Source organism: Methyloversatilis sp., from assembly GCF_051861465.1.
In the GTDB taxonomy this organism is placed as follows: domain Bacteria; phylum Pseudomonadota; class Gammaproteobacteria; order Burkholderiales; family Rhodocyclaceae; genus Methyloversatilis.
This window is the reverse complement of record NZ_JBHYCQ010000001.1, coordinates 131,441-157,019: the sequence shown is the minus strand read 5'-3', so window position 1 is coordinate 157,019 and position 25,579 is coordinate 131,441. Positions and strand designations below refer to the sequence as shown.

Annotated in this window: 7 protein-coding genes; all 7 read left to right on the top strand. The window is 64.8% G+C overall.

Translation table 11 applies throughout. The features are described from left to right. The first annotated feature begins 186 nt into the window (after positions 1 to 186). On the top strand, positions 187 to 963 hold the full coding sequence (locus ACTIFF_RS00685) for a hypothetical protein (RefSeq protein ID WP_439535088.1): 777 nt from the start codon (positions 187 to 189) through the stop codon (positions 961 to 963). 244 nt (positions 964 to 1,207) lie between these two features. Continuing rightward, on the top strand, positions 1,208 to 2,038 hold the full coding sequence (locus ACTIFF_RS00680) for an HprK-related kinase A (protein WP_439535087.1): 831 nt from the start codon (positions 1,208 to 1,210) through the stop codon (positions 2,036 to 2,038). Next, on the top strand, positions 2,035 to 3,150 hold the full coding sequence (locus ACTIFF_RS00675) for a nucleotidyltransferase domain-containing protein (RefSeq protein ID WP_439535086.1): 1,116 nt from the start codon (positions 2,035 to 2,037) through the stop codon (positions 3,148 to 3,150). Before ACTIFF_RS00680 ends, ACTIFF_RS00675 begins: the two co-directional genes overlap by 4 nt. A 3-nt stretch (positions 3,151 to 3,153) precedes the next feature. Next, positions 3,154 to 3,825, top strand: coding sequence for a ribose-5-phosphate isomerase RpiA (gene rpiA, locus ACTIFF_RS00670; RefSeq protein WP_439535085.1), 672 nt, complete (start codon positions 3,154 to 3,156; stop codon positions 3,823 to 3,825). Positions 3,826 to 3,879: 54 nt separating this feature from the next. Then, positions 3,880 to 4,581, top strand: a complete 702-nt coding sequence (gene phoU, locus ACTIFF_RS00665) for a phosphate signaling complex protein PhoU (RefSeq protein WP_306477037.1) — start codon at positions 3,880 to 3,882, stop codon at positions 4,579 to 4,581. Between the two features lie 184 nt (positions 4,582 to 4,765). Continuing rightward, positions 4,766 to 6,352 (top strand): ShlB/FhaC/HecB family hemolysin secretion/activation protein, encoded by a 1,587-nt coding sequence (locus tag ACTIFF_RS00660; RefSeq protein ID WP_439535084.1) that lies wholly within the window; start codon positions 4,766 to 4,768, stop codon positions 6,350 to 6,352. A gap of 164 nt (positions 6,353 to 6,516) precedes the next feature. After that, the gene (locus ACTIFF_RS00655; RefSeq protein WP_439535083.1) at positions 6,517 to 25,569 is read left to right on the top strand and encodes a filamentous hemagglutinin N-terminal domain-containing protein; all 19,053 of its coding nucleotides are present in this window, start codon (positions 6,517 to 6,519) and stop codon (positions 25,567 to 25,569) included. The last annotated feature ends 10 nt before the right edge of the window (positions 25,570 to 25,579 follow it).

Below are 25,579 nucleotides of genomic sequence, written 5' to 3'. Positions count from 1 at the left end.
AGGAACGGAGATTAAATTAAGCGCTTAAAAACATAGCGTTGGAAAACCACCATTTGAAGGCCTGTTTCTTGCATGGTATCTGCCCGATACCGTAGCGTGACGTGATCCTCTGCACAGGCATCAGCCCTGTGTTTGACGATAGACTCCGGCACGCATGGCGGTTACAACATATTGGGCAACGGACAAATGGAAAATAATTCGGAAATCGATCGCACTCGCGAGGCTTCGTTACCGACACCGCAGGAGACGGCACTGCGCCGCAGCCTGCTCAAGGCCGGATTCGGTGTGGGCGGCGTGCTGATGGCGCGACAAGCGAAATCCACGTTCGAAACGCCCTACCAATGCACGCTGTCCGGCCAGATGTCGGGCAATGTAAGCCGGAACGATGGAACGACACCGAACTGCAAGATCGGACTGTCACCCGGATTCTGGCAACAGCCCAGTCGCTTCACCACCGACTGGGCTGTCACGGCCCCGAAGATCGTTCAAAAGGTCGACAGAAGCTGGAAGGTGTACACCGCTACCAACCCTCCTCCCTTCCCCGAGATCAAGGACACCACGAAGTGGCGGGTATCCGGCACCGTCACGGTCAGCGGCTCGTCCGTCGCGTGCACGCTTGGCGCAACCCTTTCTTCCGTGTTGGGTACCGCGGTCGGTCTGACCGGAATACCGAATCTCGGCGGCAGTTCAACCCGTCAGGTGAGTCTGTGGGAACTGGTTGCGTACGGCAATAACGCGGCTGCGTTTCCGCAACCTATCGGAAATTTTGCCCGCCACATTGCCGCCGCGGTGTTGAACGCAAAGGCCTACCCGGCGACCTACCCGATCACGATCCTCCAGCTTCGCGCGATCTGGGATGCCATCACGGGTGGCGGCACGAGCACCGCGGGAGAGTACGAGTTGATGGGAACGGGTCTTGATTTCGGTGAAATCCAGGACTATCTGAACACCACGTGGGGATAAGCGACAACCCGCCCTGTCGGGTTGAGTTCATCGAGACGGAAGGACTTCTCGTGGCACGGTTCGCCGATGAAACGGAAGCCGTGGTCTACGACGCGGCGCATTGCACACTCGCTGTCGTGGAAGTGCTTCAGCAGCAAGCAACGGACGTTACAAGTCGCTAAGCTGCGCGCACTGTTCACCTGTCCGCGCCGCGGGTTGCCCCCTGAAACAATCCCAGATCAGAATCGGAAGCTTTTCGATACGCGTGCACTGTGATGTGCCCGCGTTCTGGCGTGCTTTCGACTTTTTTTATGCGGACAACCCTCCTGAGCCGGCCGAAGGCTTTTGTGATTTTTCGGTAAGGCTGGTCACGCCGGGGCTTCTCCGCAGACCTGTCCATCCGCAGATTACGTTCGATCTCGATGGCGTGCGCCCATTCAAGCCGCTGCCGGAACACCAGGCCTTTCCGCTTTTCGAGTGGGGTCTCAACTGGTGCATCGCGATGCACATGCATCGCTGCGTTCTGATACATGCCGCGGTCGTCGAACGCAACGGCTTCGCGCTCATCCTTCCCGCGCCGCCGGGTTCCGGCAAAAGCACGCTGTGCGCCGGCCTGACTGCGCGCGGCTGGCGGCTGCTGTCCGATGAGCTCGCGATGATCACTCCGGACACCCTGGAACTGATTCCATTTCCGCGCCCGATCAGCCTGAAGAACCGGTCGATCGACGTCATGCGCGACTACGCGGGCGCCGACGTCATCGGGCCTGTTTTTGCCGATACCCACAAGGGCGATGTGGCACACATGAAGGTACCGTCTTCTGCACTCGCGGACACCCTCATCAGGGCGCGTCCCGGCTGGATCGCGTTTCCGAAGTACCGGGCGGGCAGCACCTTGCGCCTGTCACCGATGACCCGTGCGCGCACCGTGCTTGCGCTCGCCGACAACTCGTTCAACAGCGATCGTCTCGGCGAGCAGGCCTTCCGCACGCTGTCGAGCACCGCAGCCGCAAGCGGATGTTTCGAGTTCGAGTACAGCATCCTCGACGAAGCGATCGCCTGCTTTGACGCGCTCGCCGACATGCGCGCGACGCGATGACCCCGGAAAGGCTGTCGCTCTGCATGGTGCTGGTGACCCCTGCACGGGCGGCCGACATGTCCTTGCGGGATTGGGAGACCGTCATCGTGCAAGCTCGAAAGTCCAAGTTGCTCGGGCTTCTGCATCATGTCGTTTCCCGAAGCGGACATGCGCATCACGTACCGGAACGGGTGTGGCACCACCTCGCCTCGGCCGCGCAACTGGTGGCGGAGCAGCATCTGTCACTGGGTCATGAGATCCGTCAGATACTGGACGCACTGAAATCGGTCGACGGCCGGATCGTGGTGCTGAAGGGGGGCGCATACGTGCTGCGCGGTCTCGCGGCCGGTCATGGCCGGACCTTTTCCGACATCGATATCCTCGTGCCCCGCGAAAGACTGGGGGAAGTCGAAGCGCGGCTCATGGTGGATGGTTGGGTCAGCCAGCATCGTGACGCCTACGACCAGCGGTACTACCGGCAATGGATGCATGAGATTCCGCCGATGTCCCACATCCGTCGCGGTACCACGCTCGATATCCATCACGCGCTGACGCCGCTGACATCTCGCATTCGTGCTGATTCGTCGGCGATGCTCGCGGCAGCCGAACCGCTTGCGTCGGACAACCGGCTGATGACGCTCTCACCACAGGACATGGTGCTGCACAGCGCGACACACCTGTTTCTTGAAAGCGAGTTTCACAGCGGGTTGCGTGATCTTTTCGACCTCTACTCGCTGGTCACCGAGTTCCGCAGCCGCGACGCCTGCTTCGATCAGAAGCTCCTTGCGCGCGCAGCCGGCGTCGGCCTGACGCGCCCCATCTTTCTTGCCTTCCGATACCTGGATCGGATCCTGGCGCTCGACATTCCTACCCACACGGCCTCCGAACTGCAGCGCGTGGCCCCGAACCCGCTGCATCTGAAGGTACTGGACACGCTATTCACCCGTGCGCTGTCGCCCCATCACGAGAGCGCGATGGATGCCCTGACACCCGTCAGCCTGTTCCTGCTGTATCTGCGCGGACACTGGCTGCGGATGCCGATCCATCTGCTGGTCGTCCATCTGAGCCGCAAAGCCGTCATGAAACTGACAAAAAAGACCGATAATGAGGGCGAATCCGAAACCGCAAGATGAGCGATGAACAGCGATGACCTGAAGAAAGCCGTGGCCCGGTCGGCACTGGCCCATGTAGTGCCGGGCGAGCTGCTCGGCGTCGGCACCGGTTCGACCGCCAATCACTTCATCGACCTGCTGGCGTCGGAAGGCTTGAAGATCTCCGGCGCGGTCGCCAGTTCGGAGGCCTCCGCTTCGCGGCTGCGCGGTCACGGCATCACCGTGCTGACGCTCGACGAGGTGATTACTTCCGGGCGACGCATCCCGGTCTATATTGACGGTGCGGACGAGATCGATCCCGGGCTGCACCTGATCAAGGGTGGGGGCGGCGCGCTGACGCGCGAGAAGATCGTGGCCGCGGCATCCGACTGCTTCGTGTGCATCGCCGATGCGTCGAAGTGCGTCGACGTGATGGGGCGCTTCCCGCTGCCCGTTGAAGTGATTCCGATGGCGGTTGCGCTGGTGTCGCGGGAACTGCTGCGGCTGGGCGGTGTGCCGAAGGTGCGCGAAGGCTTCGTGACCGACAACGGCAATCGGATCATCGACGTCGCCGGCCTGTCCATCACCGATCCGGTCGCGCTGGAAACCGAGCTGGACCACCTGACAGGCACCGTGACCAATGGCCTGTTCGCCCGTCGCCGCGCCGACATTGCGCTGATATCCTCGGCCAATGGCGTGCAGACAATGCGCGGCTGAACACTCTGGTGCAGACGCAGTCTCACTTCACATCACCTTCCGGAACGCATTGACATGAGCGAGCACATTTCCAAGCGCTATGACCACGAACTGGAAGGCCTGCGTACGGGCTTGCTGCAGATGGGCGGCCTGATCGAACAGCAGATCGAACACGCGATGCGCGGCGTGATCGAGCGCAACCTGCCGCTTCTCGAAGAAGTCATCGCCACCGAAAAGAAGGTGAATGCGATGGAGATCGAACTGGATGAAGCGTGCAATCAGCTGATTGCCAAGCGCCAGCCGGCTGCGAGCGACCTGCGCGTGATCATGTCGATGGTCAAGACCATCACCGATCTGGAGCGCGTCGGCGACGAAGCGAAAAAGATCGCCAAGATGGGCCGGCACATTCTCGAGTCCGACGCCATCTTCGTGCCGCGTGTCGAGCTGCGCCACGCCGCGTCGATGGCGGTCGACATGCTGCGCCGCACGCTGGACGCACTGGCCCGCCAGGATCTGGCGAGCGCCACCGAAGTCGTGCGCCAGGACAAGGAAGTTGACGCCGAATTCAAATCCATCATGCGCCAGCTCATCACCTTCATGATGGAAGATCCGCGGACGATTTCCTGCGGTCTGGACATGTTGTTCATCGCCAAGGCGATCGAGCGTATCGGCGACCACTCCAAGAACATGGCGCAATACGTGGTGTTCATGGTCAAGGGGACCGACGTGCGACACGCCGGGCTGGCTGCCATGGAGGCCGCAGCCGCAGCAGACTGAGGCTTTTCAGCTCGCTTTCACTGCCCGCACACCCAGATTGCCGTGTGACGGGCTCACCCTTTTGCATCCATGCAACGGCAAAACACTCTGCCGGTCAACCTAGGCTGTTCGGCTGGGTGTAAATCCGCCGCAAACCCTCTAAACTCCGCCAGATACAAGAACTTAAGATGGACGGGGGTCGTCAGTGTCGATTGTCAGGGCGGGGCTTGCATTCGCGGTCGCCAGCGGGGCCATTCTCGCATCGGCGAACCTGCACGCGGAAGAATCCGCTGATGGTCCGCGATTCGAGGTCAGAAACTACACGGTTGCCGGCGGTTCTGTATTCCGGACGCCGGAAATCGATGCACTGCTGACACCCTACGTCGGCAAGACCGTAGGGTTTGCCGAGATCGAAGCGGCGCGCACTGCGCTGCAAACCGCTTACCACCAGCGCGGCTTCGGCGCGGCGCAGGTCACCATCCCCGAGCAGGAACTGAGCAGCGGCACCGTCACGCTTGAAGTGCTCGAGCCCAAGCTCGAAGCGCTGACGCTGCAGGGCGCACGCCACCACGACGACGAGAACATCCGGCGCAGCCTGCCCGCCCTGGCGGAAGGCAGCATGCCCAATACAGAAGCTGTCGCGCACCAGTTGGCGCTGGCCAACGAGAACGCGTCGAAAATGACAGACGTGACTTTCCGCTCGGCGCGCAAGCCGGGCGAGATCGCTGCAACCGTATCGGTGACGGACAGCAATCCACTGCGCAGATTTGTGACCGTCGACAACAGCGGCACACCGTCGACCGGCACGCACCGCATTTCCGTCGGACTGCAGCACAACAACCTGTTCAACCGCGACCACGTCGCAACGCTGCAATACACGACCTCTATCGAACAGCCGTCCGACGTGACCATCGTCGGCCTCGGCTACCGCATTCCGCTGTACGAAAGTGGCAACTCCATCGATCTGGTCGGAGGCTTTTCCAGCGTCAGTTCAGGTCAGGTGCAGGTGCTGAACTCGACCGCCACGGTGTCGGGCAGCGGCCGCATCTTTTCCGCGCGCTACAACTGGCACATGCCACGGATCGGCGAGTTGTCCCAGCGCATCACCCTGGCCGCCGACTGGCGCGATTTCGACAGCAGCTTCCTGCTCGACAACACACCCGGCAACCTCGTGCCACGTGTCATCACGCACCCGATTTCCCTGTCGTGGAGCGGCAACTGGCGCGGCGATACGCGGGAAGCCGGCGTGCAGATCAGCGTCGCGCGCAACCTGCAGGGCGGCGAGCATGGCCGCGACACAGACTTTAACGCTCTGCGCGCGGGTGCCAATGCGCGCTTCGCAGTGATGCGCGCCAGCGCTTCGTGGTTCCAGTTGTTGCCGCGTGACTGGCGCGTGCGACTGCAGGCGCAGGGTCAGTACACACGCGATGAGTTGGTGTCCGGCGAGCAGTTCGGTATCGGCGGAGCCGAGTCCGTGCGCGGTTTGCGCGAGCGCGTACTGGCCAACGACCGCGGCTGGCGGGTCAGCGCCGACCTCGATACACCGGCCTGGACTGAAGACATCTGGGTCATGCGAGGCGTGCTGTTCGGTGACGTTGCACATCTTTACAGAGTCAATCCGCAACCGGGTGAAACTGCAGGGGATGGCGTGCTCTCGGCCGGCGTGGGCCTGCGCGTCAACTATTCCACATGGCTCTCGGGGCGGATCGACTACGCTCGTCTGATCGACGGCGCAGACCGTTACGCGTCCGGCAGTCACCGGGTTCACGCGTCGTTCAGCCTGAGTTTCTAGGCGGCAGGATCACAAGGGGCGGGAACGGTATCGCTCACTCCAGACATTACGACATGCGGGGATGCAGTCGGAATTTTTGCGTTGGCCCGCGCGGGCCTGAACCGGATTACCTGCAGCAGCGGTAATCGGGTTCACGGCCTCGCGGAGAAGAACTTGAGGCCGAAATGAACAAGGGTCGCTACAGACTGGTTTTTTCCGAAGAGAAGGGCGGCTACGTCCCGGTGCCGGAAGAAACGAAGGCATGCGGCAAGGGCGGCGGCGCCCGTGCGCTGCGGCGCGTCGTGGCTGCCATGGCGGCCGCATTGCCCGGCCTTGCGATCGCCAACCCGACCGGTCATCAGGTGGTCCACGGCAACGTCGGCGTTCAGGTCCAGGGCAGCACGCTGAACATCACGGCCAGCGACAAAGCCATCATCAACTGGCAGCAGTTTTCCATCCAGCCGGGCGAAACCACCCGTTTCATCCAGCCGAGTTCGACCGCCAGCGTGCTCAACCGCGTGGTCGGTCAGGATCCGTCGAGAATCCTCGGCAACCTGATTGCCAATGGCCGCGTTTTCCTGATCAATCCGAATGGCGTGCTGTTCGGTGCCGGCGCGAAAGTGGACACCGCGGGGCTGGTCGCGTCGACGCTCAACATCCGGAACGATGACTTCCTCGCCGGCAGGCTGAAGTTCGATGCCGACGGCAATGCCGGCAAGCTGCGCAACGACGGCACGCTCAAAACGACCGGCGGCCCGCTGATCCTGATCGCCACCGACGTCGAAAACACCGGACTGATCACCGCCGAGAACGGCGACATCGTACTGGCGGCCGGCAAGAGTGTCGAAATCGCCGATCCGCATCAGCCGTCGCTGCGCGTCAGGGTCGAAGCCGGTGGCGAGGCGATCAATCTCGGTCAGCTGATTGCACGCGGCGGCAGTGTCGGCATGTTCGGCGCAGCGCTCACGCAGGCGGGCAAGATATCGGCCACCGGAGCCCACCGCACCGAAGACGGCCGCATCGTGCTGCGCGGCTCGAAATCCGTCACGCTCACCACACAGTCGGAAACGGTTGCACAAACCGCCGACCGCGCCGGCGGCTCGATCGACATCAGCGCCCCCGAAGTGAAGGTGGATTCGGGAGCCCTGGTGGATGCGAGCGGCACTGCGGGCGGCCGGATTGAAGTCAGCGCCGAACAGCGCGCGACGGTCGAAGGCACGCTGCGTGCGGTCGGCCACGTGGAGTCGGGCCCTGCCGCAGGTACGCCCGCTCCCGTTGCCACGAGTGCGCCGACACCGGCCGTCGGCGGCGACCTCGACCTGCCGGTCACCGCGGCCGGCCCCGCTCCCGCGGTACCGCTCAGCGCACCGCTCGGCCGGGGCGGCGACATCGTCGTCACCGCCGAGACCGTCGTGCTCGATGGTGATGCAGTGCTCGATGTATCGGGCGACACCGGCGGCGGTTCCATCCTCGTCGGTGGCGACTGGCAAGGCGCCAATTCGGAGATCCGCAACGCTCGCATCAGCTGGGTTGGACATGGCGTGAGCCTGCTGTCCGATGCGCTGCTGAACGGCGATGGCGGCAAGGTCGTCGTATGGGCGGACGAAGCCACCGCCTTCGCCGGCAACATCTGGTCACGCGGCGGTCGCGAGGGCGGCGACGGCGGTCAGGTCGAAGTATCCGGCAAGGAGGCCCTGCTCTATCGCGGCCGCACGGACACTCGCGCCGCACGCGGACGCAATGGCGAGTTGCTGCTCGACCCGCTGGCCATCATCATCCAGGGCGGGAGTGGTGACGGCAGCAACGACGGCTCGCAACTGTTCAGGAGTGGCGCCACCCCGGGCACCATCACGGCCGACGCGCTCGGTCCGACCCTGCTGTTCGAAAGCGAGATCGAGGAACAGAGCAAGACGACCGACATCATTCTGCGCGCGCAACGTTCAGTGACGGTCGGCGGCAGTGCGTTCAGCCATACGGCGAGCGGAAATCTCGCCGGTGAAACCAGCGGCGCGCTGGCCCTGGCTGACGGCAGCAACCTGCTGATCGAAACGCGCAATCTCGGTGGCGAAGAAGGCGGGCCGAGTGCCGGCATCGATCTGGTGACCGGCGGCTCACACGGCGTCAACCTGCGCATCATCACGCAGGGCACCGGCAGCATCACGATGCAGACCGGCTACAGCAACGGCACCGCGGTCGGCGATCAGCGCGCCGACATCATCGTGCCGGTGCTCACGACCGGCGACGGCAGCATCCTGCTGCGTACGGTTCGGGGCACCGGCTCGACCATCCAGTTCCGCAATACCGTCACCACCGACGGCGCGCTGCAAACCTCGGCCGACATGCATGTCGGCGGCCAACGCCTGCAGGGCAGCACCGGCGTGGCCATCGACGGCGACTACACGGCGGACAGCGGCACGCTGGACATCGACGGCGCCAGCGCAGCGATCTCCGGCACGCTCTACCTCGCCGGCACGCTCGACGGCAGTGCACCGCTGACGCTGGGCGGGCTGGTCTGGTACAGCGGCGTCATGACAGGCACCGGTGCGGTCACGCTGACGGGTGCCGGCGAGTTGCCGCCGAATTTCAACTACCGCTATCTCGACCGCAGGCTGAACATCGCCGGCACGCTCGATCTCCAGAACAATCTCCAGCTCTACGTCCGCAATGGCGGCACGCTGCACCTCACGTTGACCGGCGTGCTGCAGTCGACAGAGAATGACGGCAACATATACTTCAACAGTGGCGCAAGTGGTACGGCGCTGTTCAGCGCAGACGCCGGCGCACAGGTCAATGTCGCGGCAGGCCGGCAGCTCAGCCTGTACTCCGACAACAATGTCGGCAACCAGATTTCGGCCAGTTTCACGACCAGCGGCGCAGGAACGCTCGCGCTGACCGGCGGACGCTTCACCCTGACCGGCAATTCGGTGATCACCGGCAGCGGCAACCTCGCAATGGCGGGTGCCGATCTGTTCGGCAGCGGCAATCTGACCCTGGGCAACAACTTCCGCTGGCTCAACGGCGGCATGTATGGCGATGGGGTGACGCGCATCACCGGTCAGGCCCAGCTGCCACAGGCGACCGGTAACCGGTTCCTCCAGCGCAGGCTGGAGGTGGCCGGCACGCTCGACGCCAACAACAACCAGTGGTTGTTCGTGCAGAACGGCGGCGTGCTGCACATCACTTCGACCGGCACGCTGCGCTCGGTGACGCACGACGGCAACATCTACCTGCAGGCCGGCGGCAGCGGCAGTGCTGCATTCAGCGCCGACCAGGGTGCCCGGATCGATGTCGGTGCCTCACGCAATCTGTACCTGTTCACCGACAGCAATGCCGGAAACACCTTCTCGGCAGATGTTGACCTGACGGGAGCAGGCACCTTCGCATTCAGCGGAGGCCTGATCACGCTGAGTGGCGATTCCTCTATCGGCGGCACCGGCCTGTTCGCGATGAATGGCGCCAACGTGGGCGGCACCGGCAATCTGGACATCGACAGCCGCTTCGTGTGGACGTCCGGCTCAATGGGGGGCAGTGGCATCACGCGCATCGGCGGGCTCGCTTCGCTGCCGCAATCGAATGCCAACAAGTTCCTGCAGCGCCGGCTCGAAGTCAGCGGCACGCTCGACGCGGACAACAACAACGCGCTGTATGTGCAGGCGGGCGGCACGCTGCACCTGACATCGACCGGCCGGCTGCGCAGCACGACGAACGACGGCAACCTCTACCTGCAGGCGGGTGCCTCGGGCATCGCGCGCATCAGCGCAGACGCCGGTGCGGAGATCGATATCGCAGCCGGCCGCACATTGAACCTGTCGTCGGACAACAACCTCGGCAACGAAATGTCGGTCGATGTCGATCTGACCGGCACCGGCACGTTTGCCCTGACCAGCGGCAACATGACACTGACCGATGATTCGGCCATCGGTGGTGACGGCCTGCTCCTGCTGAGAGGCGTCGATCTCGGCGGCAGCGGCAATCTCGATATCGACAGCCGCTTCGTCTGGACAGGCGGAGGCATGTCAGGCACCGGCACAACACACATCAGCGGCCACGCGTCGATGCCGCAGATCACGGCAAACAAGATCCTGCGGCGGCGGCTTGAAATTTCCGGCACGTTCGAGGCCGACAACAACTACTGGCTGTATGTCCAGAACGGTGGTTCGCTGCACCTGACCTCGACGGCCACCCTGCGTTCGACGACGCATGACGGCCATGTCTACTTTGATGCAGGCGCCAGCGGCGTAACGCTGTTCAGCGCCGATGCAGGGGCCGCCGTCGACGTCGCCGACGGCCTGACGTTGCGCCTGTTTTCGGACAACAATCTGGGCAACCAGTTTTCGGCCCGCCTGAATGTCACGGGAGCCGGCGCACTTGCGCTGACCAGCGGTCGTTTCACCCTCGAAGGCGATTCAGTCATTGGCGGCACCGGCACATTCAACCTGTCGAACACCGACCTGGTGGGCAGCGGCAACCTGACGCTGCGCGACAGCTTCAATTGGCTCAGCGGCAACATGGGCGGCACTGGCCGCACCGTGCTCGATACTTCGATCACGTTGAGCGGGACGCGCGTCATCGATCGCGAACTGGTCATTGCCGAAGGTCGCACGCTGCTGCTGAACGACAACGGTGTGCTGCGCGGTTCCAGTTCCACGACCGGCGGTGGAAGACTGACCGCGCTGGGTACGCTGGCCAAGGGGGAAGGCAGCGGCAACGCCTACCTCCAGTATCTGGACATCAGCGGCAACATCCAGAGCCGCGGCGGGCTGTTGCGTCTGCACGGTTACAGCGATGGCCAGGGCGCGTCGATCGGTGGAATGGTCGCGTCGGCGCTGAATGGCGGCGGCGTGCTGATGGAATCCAGCACCTTCAACATCGCCGGCCAGCCGCTGCAGATCGCAGCTGACTCGACGCTGCAGATGTCGGCTGGCACGATCCATCTCGACGGCGCCCAGATCACCGGTGCAGGCACTTTCCTCGTGTCGGGGGGCACGCTGCTCGTCAATGCCGATTCGGCCATCACGAGCCGCTTCACCCTGTCGGGCGGTACGCAGGCCGGTGCCGCGGACTTCACGATCGGCAACGCCTTCGACTGGTCGGGCGGCACGATGTCGGGCGACGGGCGCACTGTGTTGGCGGCCGGCACCATGGCGACCATCGGTTCCGCAAGCGCCTACAAGTTCCTGCATCGCCGGCTCGACGTCGCCGGCACGCTCACCTTCAGCAACAGCACGAACTACGATCTGTACATCCGTGACGGCGGCACGCTGCACATCGCGAGCACCGGCACGCTGGCCACGTCGGCCAATGGTTTCATCTATCTGAACGAAAGCAGCAACGGCGCCAACAATGGCAGTGTGGTCATCAGCGCCGACACCGGCGGGCGCATTGCCGTCGCCGACGGCACCACGCTGTTCCTGACGGCAGACGGCGCAGCCAGCAATCACCTGCGCGGCAACTTCACGCTGAGCGGGCCCGGCGCGGTGCAGTTCAACAGCGGTCTTTTCAACGTCGATCAGGCCACGGCGTTTTCCGGCAGCGGCGTGCTCAGGCTCAATGGCGGCACGCTGGCGACCCATGCCGCCACGCAGATCGCCAACTTCGAAATGACCGGCGGCACACTCGACGGCACGGCCACGGCCACATTGGGACAGCTGCTGTGGCAATCCGGCACGATGATCGGCAGCGGCAACACCGTGCTTGCCGGCAATGGCACGATCAACAACGCGTCGGCCTACAAGTACCTGCATCGCCGGCTTGAAGTCGCCGGCACGCTCACGTTCGGCAACAGCACGAACTACGATCTGTACATCCGCGACGGCGGCACGCTGCACATCGCTTCCACCGGCACGCTGGCCACCTCGTCGAATGGCTACATCTATTTCAACGAGAGCAGCAACGGCAGCAACAACGGCATTGCAGCGCTCACATCGGCAGCCGGCGGGCGCATGGCCGTCGCCGACGGCACGACACTGTTCCTGACGGCGGACGGCGCGGCGAGCAACCTGATCAGCGGCAATTTCACGCTGGCCGGACCGGGCGCCGTGCAGATGAACTCCGGCCTGCTCACCGTCGATCAGGCGAGCGCATTCACCGGCGCCGGTGTGCTGCGGCTCACGGGCGGCACGCTGCTCGCAGGCGCGGCGACCGGCATCGCCAATCTGGAACTGACCGGCGGTACGCTCGACGGCGCCGGCACGTTCTCGCTGAACCAGCTCGACTGGCGTTCCGGCACGATGACGGGTACCGGAACAACCGTCCTGGCCGGCAACGGCGCGCTGACCCAGCTCAACACGATCAAGTACCTGCAACGCCGCCTCGAAGTGGCGGGCACGCTGACACTGTCGAATTCCGCCAGTTCGGATCTGTACATCCGCGACGGCGGCACGCTGCACATCGGAGCGACCGGCACGCTGGCCACCAGCGGCAATGCCTACCTCTACATGAACGAGGGCTTCAACGGCGCGGGCAACGGGCTGGCCCAGCTGTCGTCTGCGGCCGGTGGACGCATCGTCGTGACCGAAGGCAACACCCTGTTCATTTCGGCGGATGGATCGTCGAACAACGCCATCGGCGGCAGCTTCCTGTTCGCCGGGCCGGGCGTCGTGCAACAGACCGGGGGTACCCTCACCGCCGACCTCGCCACGCAGATCAACGGCGCCGGCCTGCTGCGCCTGAGCGGCGGCACGTTTGCCGCGACCGCGGCGACCAGCATCGCCAATCTCGAATTGAGCGGAGGGTCACTCGGCGGCAGCGCCGACGTTACCGTCGGCAATCGATTCATCTGGAATTCCGGCTCCCTGACCGGCAGTGGCGTGGTCACGCTGGCAGGCACGTCTACGATCGCCGCGGGCAGCGCGAGCAAGGACACTTCGCGCGAAATCCGCGTCACCGGCAATCTGAGCATTGCAGACCAGACTGGCAACGGTCTGCGCCTGAACGGCGCACGACTTGCCATTGCCTCGGGCGGCAGCATTGCGCTCGAGAACGGTGCGCGCATCACGCACACCACCACCGGTCGAATCGACAATGCCGGGCTACTGGTCAAGCGCGGGCCGACCGGACTCACGCTCGAGATGCCGCTGACCAACACTGGTGTGCTGCGCATCGAAGAAGGTGTACTCACGGCCAGCGCGTTCCCGGTCAACGAAGGTCGGGTCACGCTGCTGAACAACGCCACCCTGGCCACCGGCAATGCCAATCTGCTGAACAACGGCAGCATCGACGGCATCGGCACGATCAACGTCGGTACCGGTACGCTGACCAACGCCGGCTTGCTCCAGCCAGGTGGCAGCGGCAGCGCGGGATTGCTGAACATCCAGGGCAATCTGGTGCAGACGACCGCGGGTACGCTGGAAGCCGAGCTGCTGGGCACATCGGTTGCGCAGCAGGACAGGCTGCAGGTCAGCGGCACCATCGCCCTGGGTGGCGATTTGGTCATCACGCCGGCAAATGGCGTCACGCTCGGTGCGCAGGACCGCTACACCGTGCTGTCCTGCCCGGCCGACGCATGCCTGTCAGGCAGCTTCGCCAGCATCGACACCAACGGTCTGACGGCAACGGCCACCACGTTCTCGAATGCGCTGAGCTTCGCCACTGGCACGCTTGCCAGCACCTGGATTTCGCAGGCGTCGGGCTTCTGGGATATCGCATCGAACTGGGCCGGTGGCTTGCTGCCGACCGCCAGCACCGACGTGGTGATCGATCAGGCGGGTGATCTCACGATCACGGTACGCAGCACGGGCGGCGCGATCACGATCAACAGCCTGTTCTCGAACGAGAACATTTCCGTCATCAGCGGCGCCCTGACGCTCGCCGACGACTCGACCATCAATGGCACGCTGTCGGTGTCGGGCGGCACGCTCAATGTCGGTACACAGCTCGACCTGAACCGACTCGCGCTCAGTGGCGGCGCGATCTCGGGTGGCGTGCTGAATCTGCTCGGTGCGCAGTCCACGCTGACCGGCGGCGGCGCCCTGAACAACAGCACGCTGGTCATCGGCGAAACCGGTCTGCAGGTCGGCGGCGTCTACCTGACCAATGGCACACTGCGCAAACGTACCGGCCTCGCAGCGAACGCCCTGGTCACCGTCGTCACCGGGGGCTTCCTAGAAGCGCGCGGCATGCTCACGCTCGACGGCGCCACCGTGCGGCTCGCCAGCACCGGCAGTTCGACCTATCTGCGCGGCAACACCTCCGCCGGCCTGACCACGCTGAACATCGCCGGCAACGGCACCATCGACTTCGCCGGTGCCGACAACGCCAACAACGACCTCACCGCCTGGCACGGCAACAATACCCTGAACGTCGGCGCCGGCATCAGCCTGACCGGCACGCAGTCCGGCGCCATCTTCATGGCCACCGGCGGCACTTTCTCCGGTACGGCCACCGCCAGCACCGCCGGCAAGACGATCGCCTTCAGCGGCAGCAACTGGAACAACGCCGGCACCCTGCGCGCTGCCGGTGGCACCGTCTCGCTCACCTCCAACACCAACACCACCTGGGCTTCGTCCGGCACCCTCGATCTGGACAGCGGCACGCTCAACCTCGGTGGCGCCTTCAACACCGCCTCGTTCAATTCGCTCGATCGCGACGGTGTCGCCGCCGGCACCCTCGCCCTCTCCGGTGCGCTGGACAACACCGGCGCCACCCTGCTGCTCGACGATTCCACCGGCGCCGTGCTGCTCAGCGGCTCGATCACCGGCGGCACCATCCGGGCCAACAACCCGGCCGGCGGCACGCTCGTCATGAACAGCGTCGGCTACCTGATCGACACCACACTGGCGGGCGTCAATGGCGTGGGCGGTTCCGGCCTGTATGTCGTCGGCAACGGCCAGAGCATGGAAGCACGCGGCACGCTCACGCTCGACGGCGCCACCGTCCGGCTCGCCAGCACCGGCTCCAGCACCTATCTGCGCGGCAACACCGCCTCCGGTCTGACCACGCTGAACATCGCCGGCAACGGCAGCATCGATTTCGCCGGTGCCGACAACGCCAACAACGACCTCACTGCCTGGCACAGCAACAACACCCTGAACGTCGGCGCCGGCATCAGCCTGACCGGCACGCAGTCCGGCGCCATCAACATGGGCGCTGGCGGCACCTTCTCCGGTACCGCCATCGCCGGCACCGCCGGCAAGACCTTCGCTTTCAGCGGCGCCAACTGGAACAACGCCGGCACCCTGCGCCTCGAAGGGGGCGCGATCACCTCATCAACCAGTTTCACCAGTTCCGGCGTCATCCGCGGTTTCGGCAACCTGAATCTGGGTGCGAACACCCTCACGAACAATGGGGTACTGCGCCCGGACGGCTTGCTGACGGTGACCGGAAATCTGGTGCTGGGTGCCGCCAGTACGCTGGAAGTCGGCATCGCCGGCAGCGAACGCGGCACGCAGTACGATGCACTGGACGTCACCGGCACGGTCACCTTTGGCGGCACGCTGCGCGCGACGCACGAAAGCGGCTACACGCCGGGCGCAAACACCGGCTTCCGTCTGGTGCGCTACAACGCGCGCATTGCCGGTCGCGAATTCGCAGCACTCGATGTGCCGGCGGGCTTCGGCTACGGCAGCTACTACGGCGCGGCCAATTACGTTCTGGGCAATGGCAGCGCGCTGACCGGCATCAACGAATGGGTCAGCAATGTCGACGGCAACTGGTCGGTCGGCAGCAACTGGTCACTCGGCGCCGCACCGAATTCCGCGACGCAGACGGTGCTGATCGATCGCGTGGGCGTCACGCCGACCGTCACCCTCAGCACAGGCACATGGACCATAGGCTCGTTGTCGTCCGAAGAATCGCTGACGATCAGCGGCGGCAGCCTGACCGTGAATGGCGCGACGCGCGTCGGCCGCACGCTGACAGTCAACGGCGGCCGTTTCGAAGCGCGTGGCGCGCTCGACCTGAACGGCGTGTCGGTCAGCACTGCGGCCAGCCAGTTCATTGCCAACGGCGGCGGCACGATTGCCGACTTCGATCAGAGCAATGGCACCTCGACCTTCAATGCGGGCGGTCTGGCCTTCGCAGTGCTGACGCCCCGCGGCGGCACGGTGAATTTCAACGCAGCCGTCACGCTGCCTTCGTCAACGCTGCGCGTCGCAAGCTACGTTGCCAACATCAATGCCGACCTCGGCCTCGCGACGCTGGACGTTGACTCGGGGACCGCCAACCTGAACGTGACGACCAGCTCGGCAAACATCGATCTGTCGGGTGGCACGCTGAACGTGACCGGAAACACCGCCATGTCGGGCAACCTGACCTGGAACGGCGGCACGATTACCGGCGGCGGCGTGCTCTCTCTCGCGGGGGTACTGGATCAGACCAGCAATACGACGGTTTATCTGCGCCAGACCACGCTGGTGCATTCGAACAACAGCGGCGACAGCCGCATCGCCAACACCTCGGGCAGCGGATTCAATATCGAGAACGGCGCGCTGCTGCGCAATACCGGTTCGCTGACGCTGTCGGTCGAGGCAACGAACGGCATTCTTTACATCGATCAGGACACCGGTCCGCTCGGCGGCCGCTTCGAAAACACCGGCACGCTGACGAAGGTCGGCGCTGGCCGTGCCGACATCGGCAACTTCGGCGCGATGACCTTCGTGCAGGGCGGCACGCTCAATGTCGAAGCGGGCAGCCTGACGCTGGGCAACACGGTCAGCCTCGCCGGCACGCAGAACATTTCGGCTGGCGCGTTCCTGCAGGTGCTCGGCGGTACGACCACGCTGTCGGCCGGCGGCTCGATCGCAGGCGCCGGAACACTGGCCCACAGCGGCGGCGCGCTGTTGCTGGGCGACGGTGCGCGCATCACTTCGATCTACACCCTGAGCGGCGGTGGCAGTACGTTGAACATCGCCAGCGGCACAGGTGCCGACATCGACGGCCGTTTCAACTGGAATGGCGGCACGATCACCGGCGGCGGTGTGCTCGACGTGAACGGGGTGTTCGACCAGAGCAGCAACACGACCGTCCGTATCGATGGCACGACGCTGCAGCATCACAACACCAGCGGCGGCAGCCGCATTGCCAACACGTCGGCCAGCGGTTTCAACATCGAGAACGGCGGACTGTTCCGCAATACCGGCACGCTCGCACTGATCGTCGAAGCGCCGAACGGCAACCTCTACATCGATCACGACACGGGTGCAGCCAGCCGCTTCGAAAACACCGGCGCACTGACCAAGCGCGGCGCCGGCAATGTCGACTTCGGCAGCTTCGGCAATGTGAGCTTCGACCAGCTCGGACACTTCGTGGTGAGCGAGGGCACCGCCTCGCTGAACAATGCCGTGTTGCTGGCCGGCACGCAGCAGATCGCGGAAGGCGCCACGCTTCAGGTCGTCGGTGGCACGACGACGCTGGCGGCAGACGGCCGCATCGACGGCACGGGCCAGTTCCGCCTGAACAGCGGCACCCTCGCGCTGGGCGACAACACCTCGATCAACACCCGATTCGCGCAGTCGGCCGGCACGCTGCTGATTGCGCCGGGCATCGATGCACGGATCAGCAACCGCTACGACTGGAGCGCCGGCACCGTCAGCGGCGGCAACACGCTGGCGAACAACGTGCTCGTGCCTGGCGGCACGCTGACCGTGTCAGGGGAACTGCAGCTGGTCGGCACCAGCAGCGTCACGCTGGACAACTTGACGCTGGTGCACACCCACACCGGTAGCGGCAGCCGGATCGGCACCAACAATGGCCGCAGCATGCTGATCAACAATGGCGCGGTATTCAGGAATGCCGCCGGTTCGTTGTTGACGCTGGACACACCGGACAGCGGCAACACGCTGTACATCTATCAGAGCGGCGGTACGGGCAGCCGTTTCGAAAACTTCGGTTCGCTGGTGAAATCCGGGGTGGGCACGCTCGATCTTGGCTACAGCGGCAGCCTGGTCGTCCAGCAGTCCGGCGCCCTGCTGATCAACGAGGGCACGCTATCGAACAACGCGGTCAGCACTTTTGCCGGCACGCAGCAGATCGCAGCGGATGCGCTGCTGTTGCTGAACAGCAGCACGAGCACGCTGGTCGCCGGATCGAGTTTCAGTGGCGACGGCCGCGTGCAGCACAATGGCGGCACCACGACGCTGAGCGATGGCGCGTCGATCACCGCCGACGTGCTGCTGAGCGGCGGCACGCTGAATGTGGCCACCGCCGGTTCGGTCATCGTCGATGGCGACCTGCAATGGACCGGCGGCACGCTGGGTGGCGCGGGCACGCTGACCCTCAACGGTGTGCTGACCCAGGTCAGCGCCAACACGGTCACGCTGAACGCCACGCAGTTGATCCACACGAACGCTTCCGGCAACAGCCGCATCGGCAACAACAACGGTCGCAGCATCCTGCTGAACAACGGCGCGCTGCTGCGGAACGCCACTGGTTCACTGCTGACGCTGGACACCGGAAACAACAACAACACGCTCTACATCTACCAGAGCACCGGTACCGGCAGCCGCTTCGACAATCTCGGCACCTTGACGAAGACCGGCGCGGGCACGCTCGACCTCGGTTACAACGGCGGTCTGCAGTTCGACCAGCGCGGCGTGTTGAACGTCCAGCAGGGCGTGCTGAGTCTCAATGGCGTGGCGCAGCTCTATGGTGCGCAACAGCTGGCTGCGGGCGCCACGCTCGACATCCGCGGCGCCGCGACGACGCTTGCCGCAGCGGGCAGCATGACAGGAGCCGGCAATCTCTCGCTGAGTGGCGGCACGCTGAGTCTGGCCGACGGCGCAACCATCGCGTCGACCCTGATCCACAGCGGCGGCACACTGTCGGGGTCTGGCGCCAACACGATCAGCGGCCGCTATGACTGGACCGCCGGCACCATCGATGGCAGCGGCACACTGACGGTCAGCGGACCGTTGCAGATCACCGGCGGCAACACACAGTTTCTAAATGCCCGTACGCTCGTCCATACCAACGCAAGCGGCAACAGCCGGATCTTCAAGACCAGCGGTGCGGTGAGCCTGAACAATGGTGGCGTGCTGCGCAATGCCAGCGGCGCCCGCCTGCTGTTCGACAGCGGCAACGGCAACTTCAACCTGAATTCGAGCGGCGGTGGTTCGCTGATCAACGAAGGCACCCTCACCAAGGTAGGCGGTGGTTCGACATCGATCACGTCGAACGTCGGCTTCACCCAGTCGGGCCTCGTCACGATCGGTCAGGGATCGCTGAGCGTGGCCAGCGCCTTCACCAACGCCGGCGTGATCGAACTGCTGACGTCAACGACCTTCGGCAACACCAGCGCGGCCACGACCAACACCGGCACCGTCAGCGGCTTCGGCACGCTGGCACTGGGGACACAGACGTTCACCAACCGTGGCGTCGTGCGCCCGGGCGGCGCGGGCGCGATCGGCACGCTCAGCATCACCGGCCGTTACGCCCAGGACGCGACAGGCAGGCTGCAGATCGAACGTGGAAATGCGGGCACCGATGCGTTGATCGTCAGCAGCACGGCCGCGCTGGGCGGCACGCTCGTGGTCAGCGAGTTGCCGGGTTACATCGCCACCGGCGGTACCTCGGATGTCGTGACCGCCAGCGCGCTCAGTGGCGGCTTCTCGACCGCCACGCTACCAAGCGGCTACAGCACGCAGGTCGTCGGCAACCGTCAGGTACTCAGTTACGCTGGCGCGATCTGCGGCGGCGTGTGCTGGGACGGCGGCGCCGGTTCGCTGCTGTGGACCGATGCAGCCAACTGGACCGGCGATCTGCTGCCCGGCACGAACGATCTCGTGTTCATCGATCTCGGCACGATCAGTGTCGAGCTGACCCAGGGCAATCACACGATACGCAGTCTGAATACCGCTGCCGGCAATACGCTGGTTTTGTCGGGCGGCAGTCTCACGGTCACGGACGTGGCGGCATTGGCCGGCGATCTGGTCATCAGCGGGGGCACGGTAAACTTCAACGGTGCAGCGCAACTTGCACGACTGATGTTGTCATCGGGCATCTTCGGCGGCAGCGGAACAACCACTTTCACCCAGTCGGGTTCAACGTGGGCCGGCGGCGATGTCAGCGGCACCGGGCGTCTCGTTTTCGCTGCGGGATCGACCTTCAACTACGCCGCCGGCACGCGCACGATCGCACGTCGGCTGGATATCGAACAAGGCGGCCGGCTCTCGCTCGACAGCGGCTCACTCACCACGACCGGCGGCGCCAGCAATGCCGGTGTGGTCAATGTGGCCTTCGGTGCCACAGGCCGCTACGGCGGCAGCGCGACCTACCTGCTCGACGCGACCGGCCAGTTCGACGGCGGCGGTCGCATCGAATTCATCAACACGGCTCAGGTGACCAGTGCGACCACCTCGGCACCCATCGCCGACAACACCTTCACCGTGCGCGTGCAGGATTCCGCCCGCTTCACGTTGAGCACACCGGGCGCCATCGCCAACCTCGAACTGGCCAACAGCGGCCAGGTCATCGCGCAGGCCGGCCTGCAGGCCGGCTCGGTGACACAGACCGGCGGCACGCTGACCTTGAACGCGGCGTCCGGCGCCAGCCTCTACAACTGGAATGGTGGCACGCTGGCCGGCAGCTCGACATTCAACCTCGTCGGCGGGGGCAGCTGGACGCGCGGCACGCTGATCGGCAATCTCGTCATCGCCGATGGCGCATCGCTGACCTTGAGCGGTACCGGCAGCGACGACGTGCAATCGACCAGCTACAAGCGCTTCGGTGCCGGCTCGCTGACCAACTTCGGCACGCTGAACTGGCTGGAAGGTCACATCGACGTCATCGGCGCCGGGCGCGTAGACAACCACGGGCTGATCGACCTGGCGGCCGACTTCAGTTTCGGCGACCGTTCCACCGGTACCGGAACGTTCACGATGGTGAATCACAACAGCGGCGTCATATCGAAAACGGCCGGTACGGGCGAGTTCGCGATCGGCACGCTGGGCATTCCGGGCGGCACGGCAAATTACGCCAACTTCACCAACAATGGCCGGATCAACGTCTATAGCGGCCGGCTGCGTTTCAACATCGGCTATTCCGGCGCCTCGGGCGGTGGCACCTTCACCCACAACAACTTCATCGAGATCGGCGCGGGCTCGACCCTTGAAATCGGTGGCGCACTGACCTACAACGGCGATGCCGATCTCGGTGCCGGGGGCGTACTGCGCCGCCTCGGCGGCTTCACGATCAACAGTGGCGCCGATATCTTCGGCAACGGCACGATCGACGTCGGCACGAGCGGCACGCTGACCAACGCCGGCGCCCTGGGTACCCTCGAGTACGGAACGCTGAGCGTGACCGGCAACTTCGTGCAGACCGATACCGGCATCCTCGACCTGTGGATCGGCGGTACCAGTGCAGGCACCTACGACCAGCTCGCCGTCAGCGGTTCGGTCACGCTCGGCGGCACGCTTGTGGTCACCGAAGATCCCGCCTACGTCCGCGGTCCGTTGTCGCTCGCCCTGATCACCGCCGGTAACGGCATCAGCGGCACATTTGCAACGATCGACACACCGGTCGCCGGCTATACCACGGCGGTAGATGGCAACGCTTTCCGCATCAGTTTCGGCAGCATCGTCTGCGGCGGCGTCTGCTGGGACGGTGGTGCAGGCACTGCCCTCTGGACGGACGCTGCCAACTGGTCCGGCGACGCTCTGCCCGGCCTGAACGACCTCGTGTTCATCGCGCTCGACAATGGCAGCAGCGTCGTGCTGAACAGCGGCAGCCATTCCATCGCCAGCCTGACGACGACAGCCGGGAACGCGCTTTCGATCAGCGCCGGCTCGCTGACACTCACTGGCATGTCGGCACTGGCCGGCGACCTGACGCTGAGCGGCAGCGGCACACTGGTGACCAATGGCCGGCTCGACGCCACACGCTTCACACAGACCGGCGGCACCTTCACTGGCCCGGGCGACCTGTTCGTGTCGGCTGCCTTCAGCCACACCGGTGGCAGCCACATCGGTAGTGGCCGCACCGTGCTGGGCAGCGCGGTGACCTTTGCACCGGGCAGTTACACCTTCAACCGAGACTTCGACATCGAGGGCACGCTGACGCACACAAGCGGTACGCTCAACGTTGCGGCGCAACGCACGCTGACGATCAGTGGCGAACTTGACTGGACTGCGGGCTCGATCATCAGCGGCCCGGGTGCACTGGACGTCGCTGACGGTGCGAACGTCATGATCAACGACAGCGCGGGCGGCGGATTCCACACACTGAGCGGCGTCACTCTGAACAACGCCGGCACCGTCACTTACGCCGTCGCCGGCGGCAACAGCCGCGAACTGCTGATCAACGATGGCACCGTGTTCAACAACACCGGCCGCTTCAACTTCGCCGGCGACAACGTCGTCACCGAGAACTCCGGCAATGGCGGCACCTTCAACAATTCCGGCACGCTCGCCAAGACCGGCGGCGCCGGCAGCAGTGGCTTCGCCAATCAGGCACGATTCAACAACCTCGACGGCGGTACCGTCGATTCGGGCACCGGCACGCTGCTGATCCAGACCGCGGGCAATCACGCCGGCGTGTTCAACCTCGCCGGCAACAACGTGCGCTTCAATGGCAGCACGCAAACCTTTGGCGACGGCTCCGTGCTGCGCGGCACTTCGAACTTCAACGGCGCAACCATCCGTGCCGATGGCGACCTGACCATCGACGGCACCCTGAACTGGAGCAGCGGCGCCATGGTGACCAATGCCGGCGGCACCGGCGCACTCAACGTGCTCGCCACCAGTACGCTCAACATCAACGACAGCATGGGCGGCGGGTTCCACACACTGAGCGGCGTCACTCTGAACAACGCCGGCATCGTCAATTACGCCGTCGCCGGCGGCAACAGCCGCGAACTGCTGCTCAACGACGGCACCGTGTTCAACAACGCCGGTCGCTTCAACTTCACCGGCGACAACGTCGTCTCCGAGAACTCCGGCAACGGCGGCACCTTCAACAACTCCGGAACGCTCGCCAAGACCGGTGGCGCCGGCAGCAGTGGCTTCGATAATCTGGCGCGCCTCGTGGATCAGGGCGGCAGCTACCGCGGCGAAACCGGCACGCTGCAGCTTGCGTCGCTCGGCGCGCTGAGCGGCGTCATGCACATTGCTGCGGGCGCCACCGTCGCCACGGCCTCGGCGCTGACCAACACCGGCGTCATCGAAGGCAGCGGCACGCTGAATGTCGGCGGCGGCATACTCACCAACAGCGGCATCGTGCGCCCGGGCGGCGGCGACCAGATCGGCCGTCTGACGGTGCTCGGCAACTTCACGCAGAGCGCCGCGGGCCGCATCGAAGCGGAATTTGCGGGCACCTCGACCAATCAGTTCGATGTGCTCGATGTGCGCGGGGATACGCTCCTGGATGGCGTACTCGAGGTGCAGGCGCTCGGTGCAGCGGTGCCGGTCGAAGGCATGCAGCTGCCTGTCGTGACCGCAAGCGGTACGCTCGACGCCGGTGCACTTCAGCTGGCAGCACCGACCGGCTTCACGACTCGCGCCCTCGGCAGCTCGTTGAGCCTTGGCTACACCGCGTGCACCACCGGCATCTGCTGGGACGGCGGCGCCGGCAGCCAGTTGTGGACCGACGCTGCAAACTGGACCGGCGATGTGCTGCCCGGCGTGAATGACCTCGTGTTCATCACGCTCGCTGGTGGCGCCGACGTCATACTGAACGCACTTCCGACCGTCACCGTGGCCGGTCTGACCATTGGCAACGCGAACTCGCTGACGCTGACCGGTGGCGTACTCAATGCGCCGACCACCGTGCAGCCGGGCGGCACGCTCAACCTCGATGGCGGCAACCTCAACTTCGGTAGCGCGCTGCTCAACAACGGCACCCTCAACTACGCCGGCGGCACGATGAACGGCAACGTGTTCACCAACAACGGCACGCTGAACGTGCTGTCCGGCAGTGCCGGCAACCTGACGACCACCCGCCTGAACAATAACGGCAGCGTCATCGTCGATAGCGGTGCGACATTCGAGTTCGGCAGCGGCGGCGGCATGATCTTCGCCAACAATGGCTCGGTCGATGTCGAGAGCGGCACACTGTCGGTGTTGGCGCACGACACCGACGCTTCAGGACCGGGTGCCGACAGCGGCGCCTATTCGGTCGATTCAGGCGCCACGCTGCGCTTCCGCGACGCCTTCCGCGATTTCGGGACCGGCTCGTCGATCACCGGTCCGGGCGACGTCGAATTCACCGCCTTCTCGGGCGGCGTGTTCAACGTCAACGGCGGCTACAACGTCAGCGGCGAGACGCGCGTCAGCGGCAACACACTGGTCAATTTCAACAGCAACGCCTCCTTCGGCGACCTGCGAGTCGCCGGCAACATCGGCGGCAACGGCACGCTGACCGTGACCGACGACCTGACCTGGACGGCCGGTTCGATCGGCGGCAATGGTCGCGTCATCGTGGTGCGCGGCGATACGGTACTTGATGGCAGCAACCTGGCACTGAACGGGGCCGTGCTGAACGTAGGCGGTTCCGGCCTGCTCGACACCGGTACGCAACTCGCGCTGAACGGCGGCTCGCAACTCATCGTCAGCGACGGGGCCTCGCTCGGACTGGGCAGCAATACCAGCGTCGGCGGCACCGGCAGCCTCGTCAACCGGGGTACGCTGGAAGGCACGCTGGGCGGCGGCACGTCGAACGTCGCAGTGCGCCTCGTCAATGACGGGAACGTACAGGCCAGCGCGGGCAATCTCGGCCTGACCGGCGGCATCGGCGGTGGCGGTCTGTTCGTCATCGGCGACAACGCGACGATGGAGCTGGGCGGCGACCTGCCACCGGACATATTCAACCGCATCGGCGGCAACGGCACACTGAGCTTCTCGCCCACGTCGGCGCCGGTCATCAACCAGTTCTTTGCCACCACGGGGGGCACGCCGCTGCTGTTCAGCCTGCGCAGCGGTGTAGTGTTGTCCAGCGGTCCGAACAATGGCGTACTGGACGGTCAGCAGTCGGCGTGGCAATACACGGCGAACGCCGGCTTCAATGGCAACGACTCGGCGCGCTTCACGCTCAGTCTGGGCAGTGGCACGGCGCTGTTCAACGTGCTCTTCGCGGTGACATCGGCACCGGCCGTGACGCAACCTGAAGTGCAGGTGATCACCACCACGTTGCTGCCGGAAGTATTCCAGCCGCCGCGCCTCACGCTGCCGTCCACCCCGAACTTCACGCCTGCGCCGATCGTGAACATCGCAGGCATCGACGCGCTGAGCGAAATCGTCACCGCCTCGGGTCCGTCGTTCGAGCAACCGCTGCGCGAATTCAGCGCCAGCCGCCTGCAGTGCAGATAAGGAGTTCTGT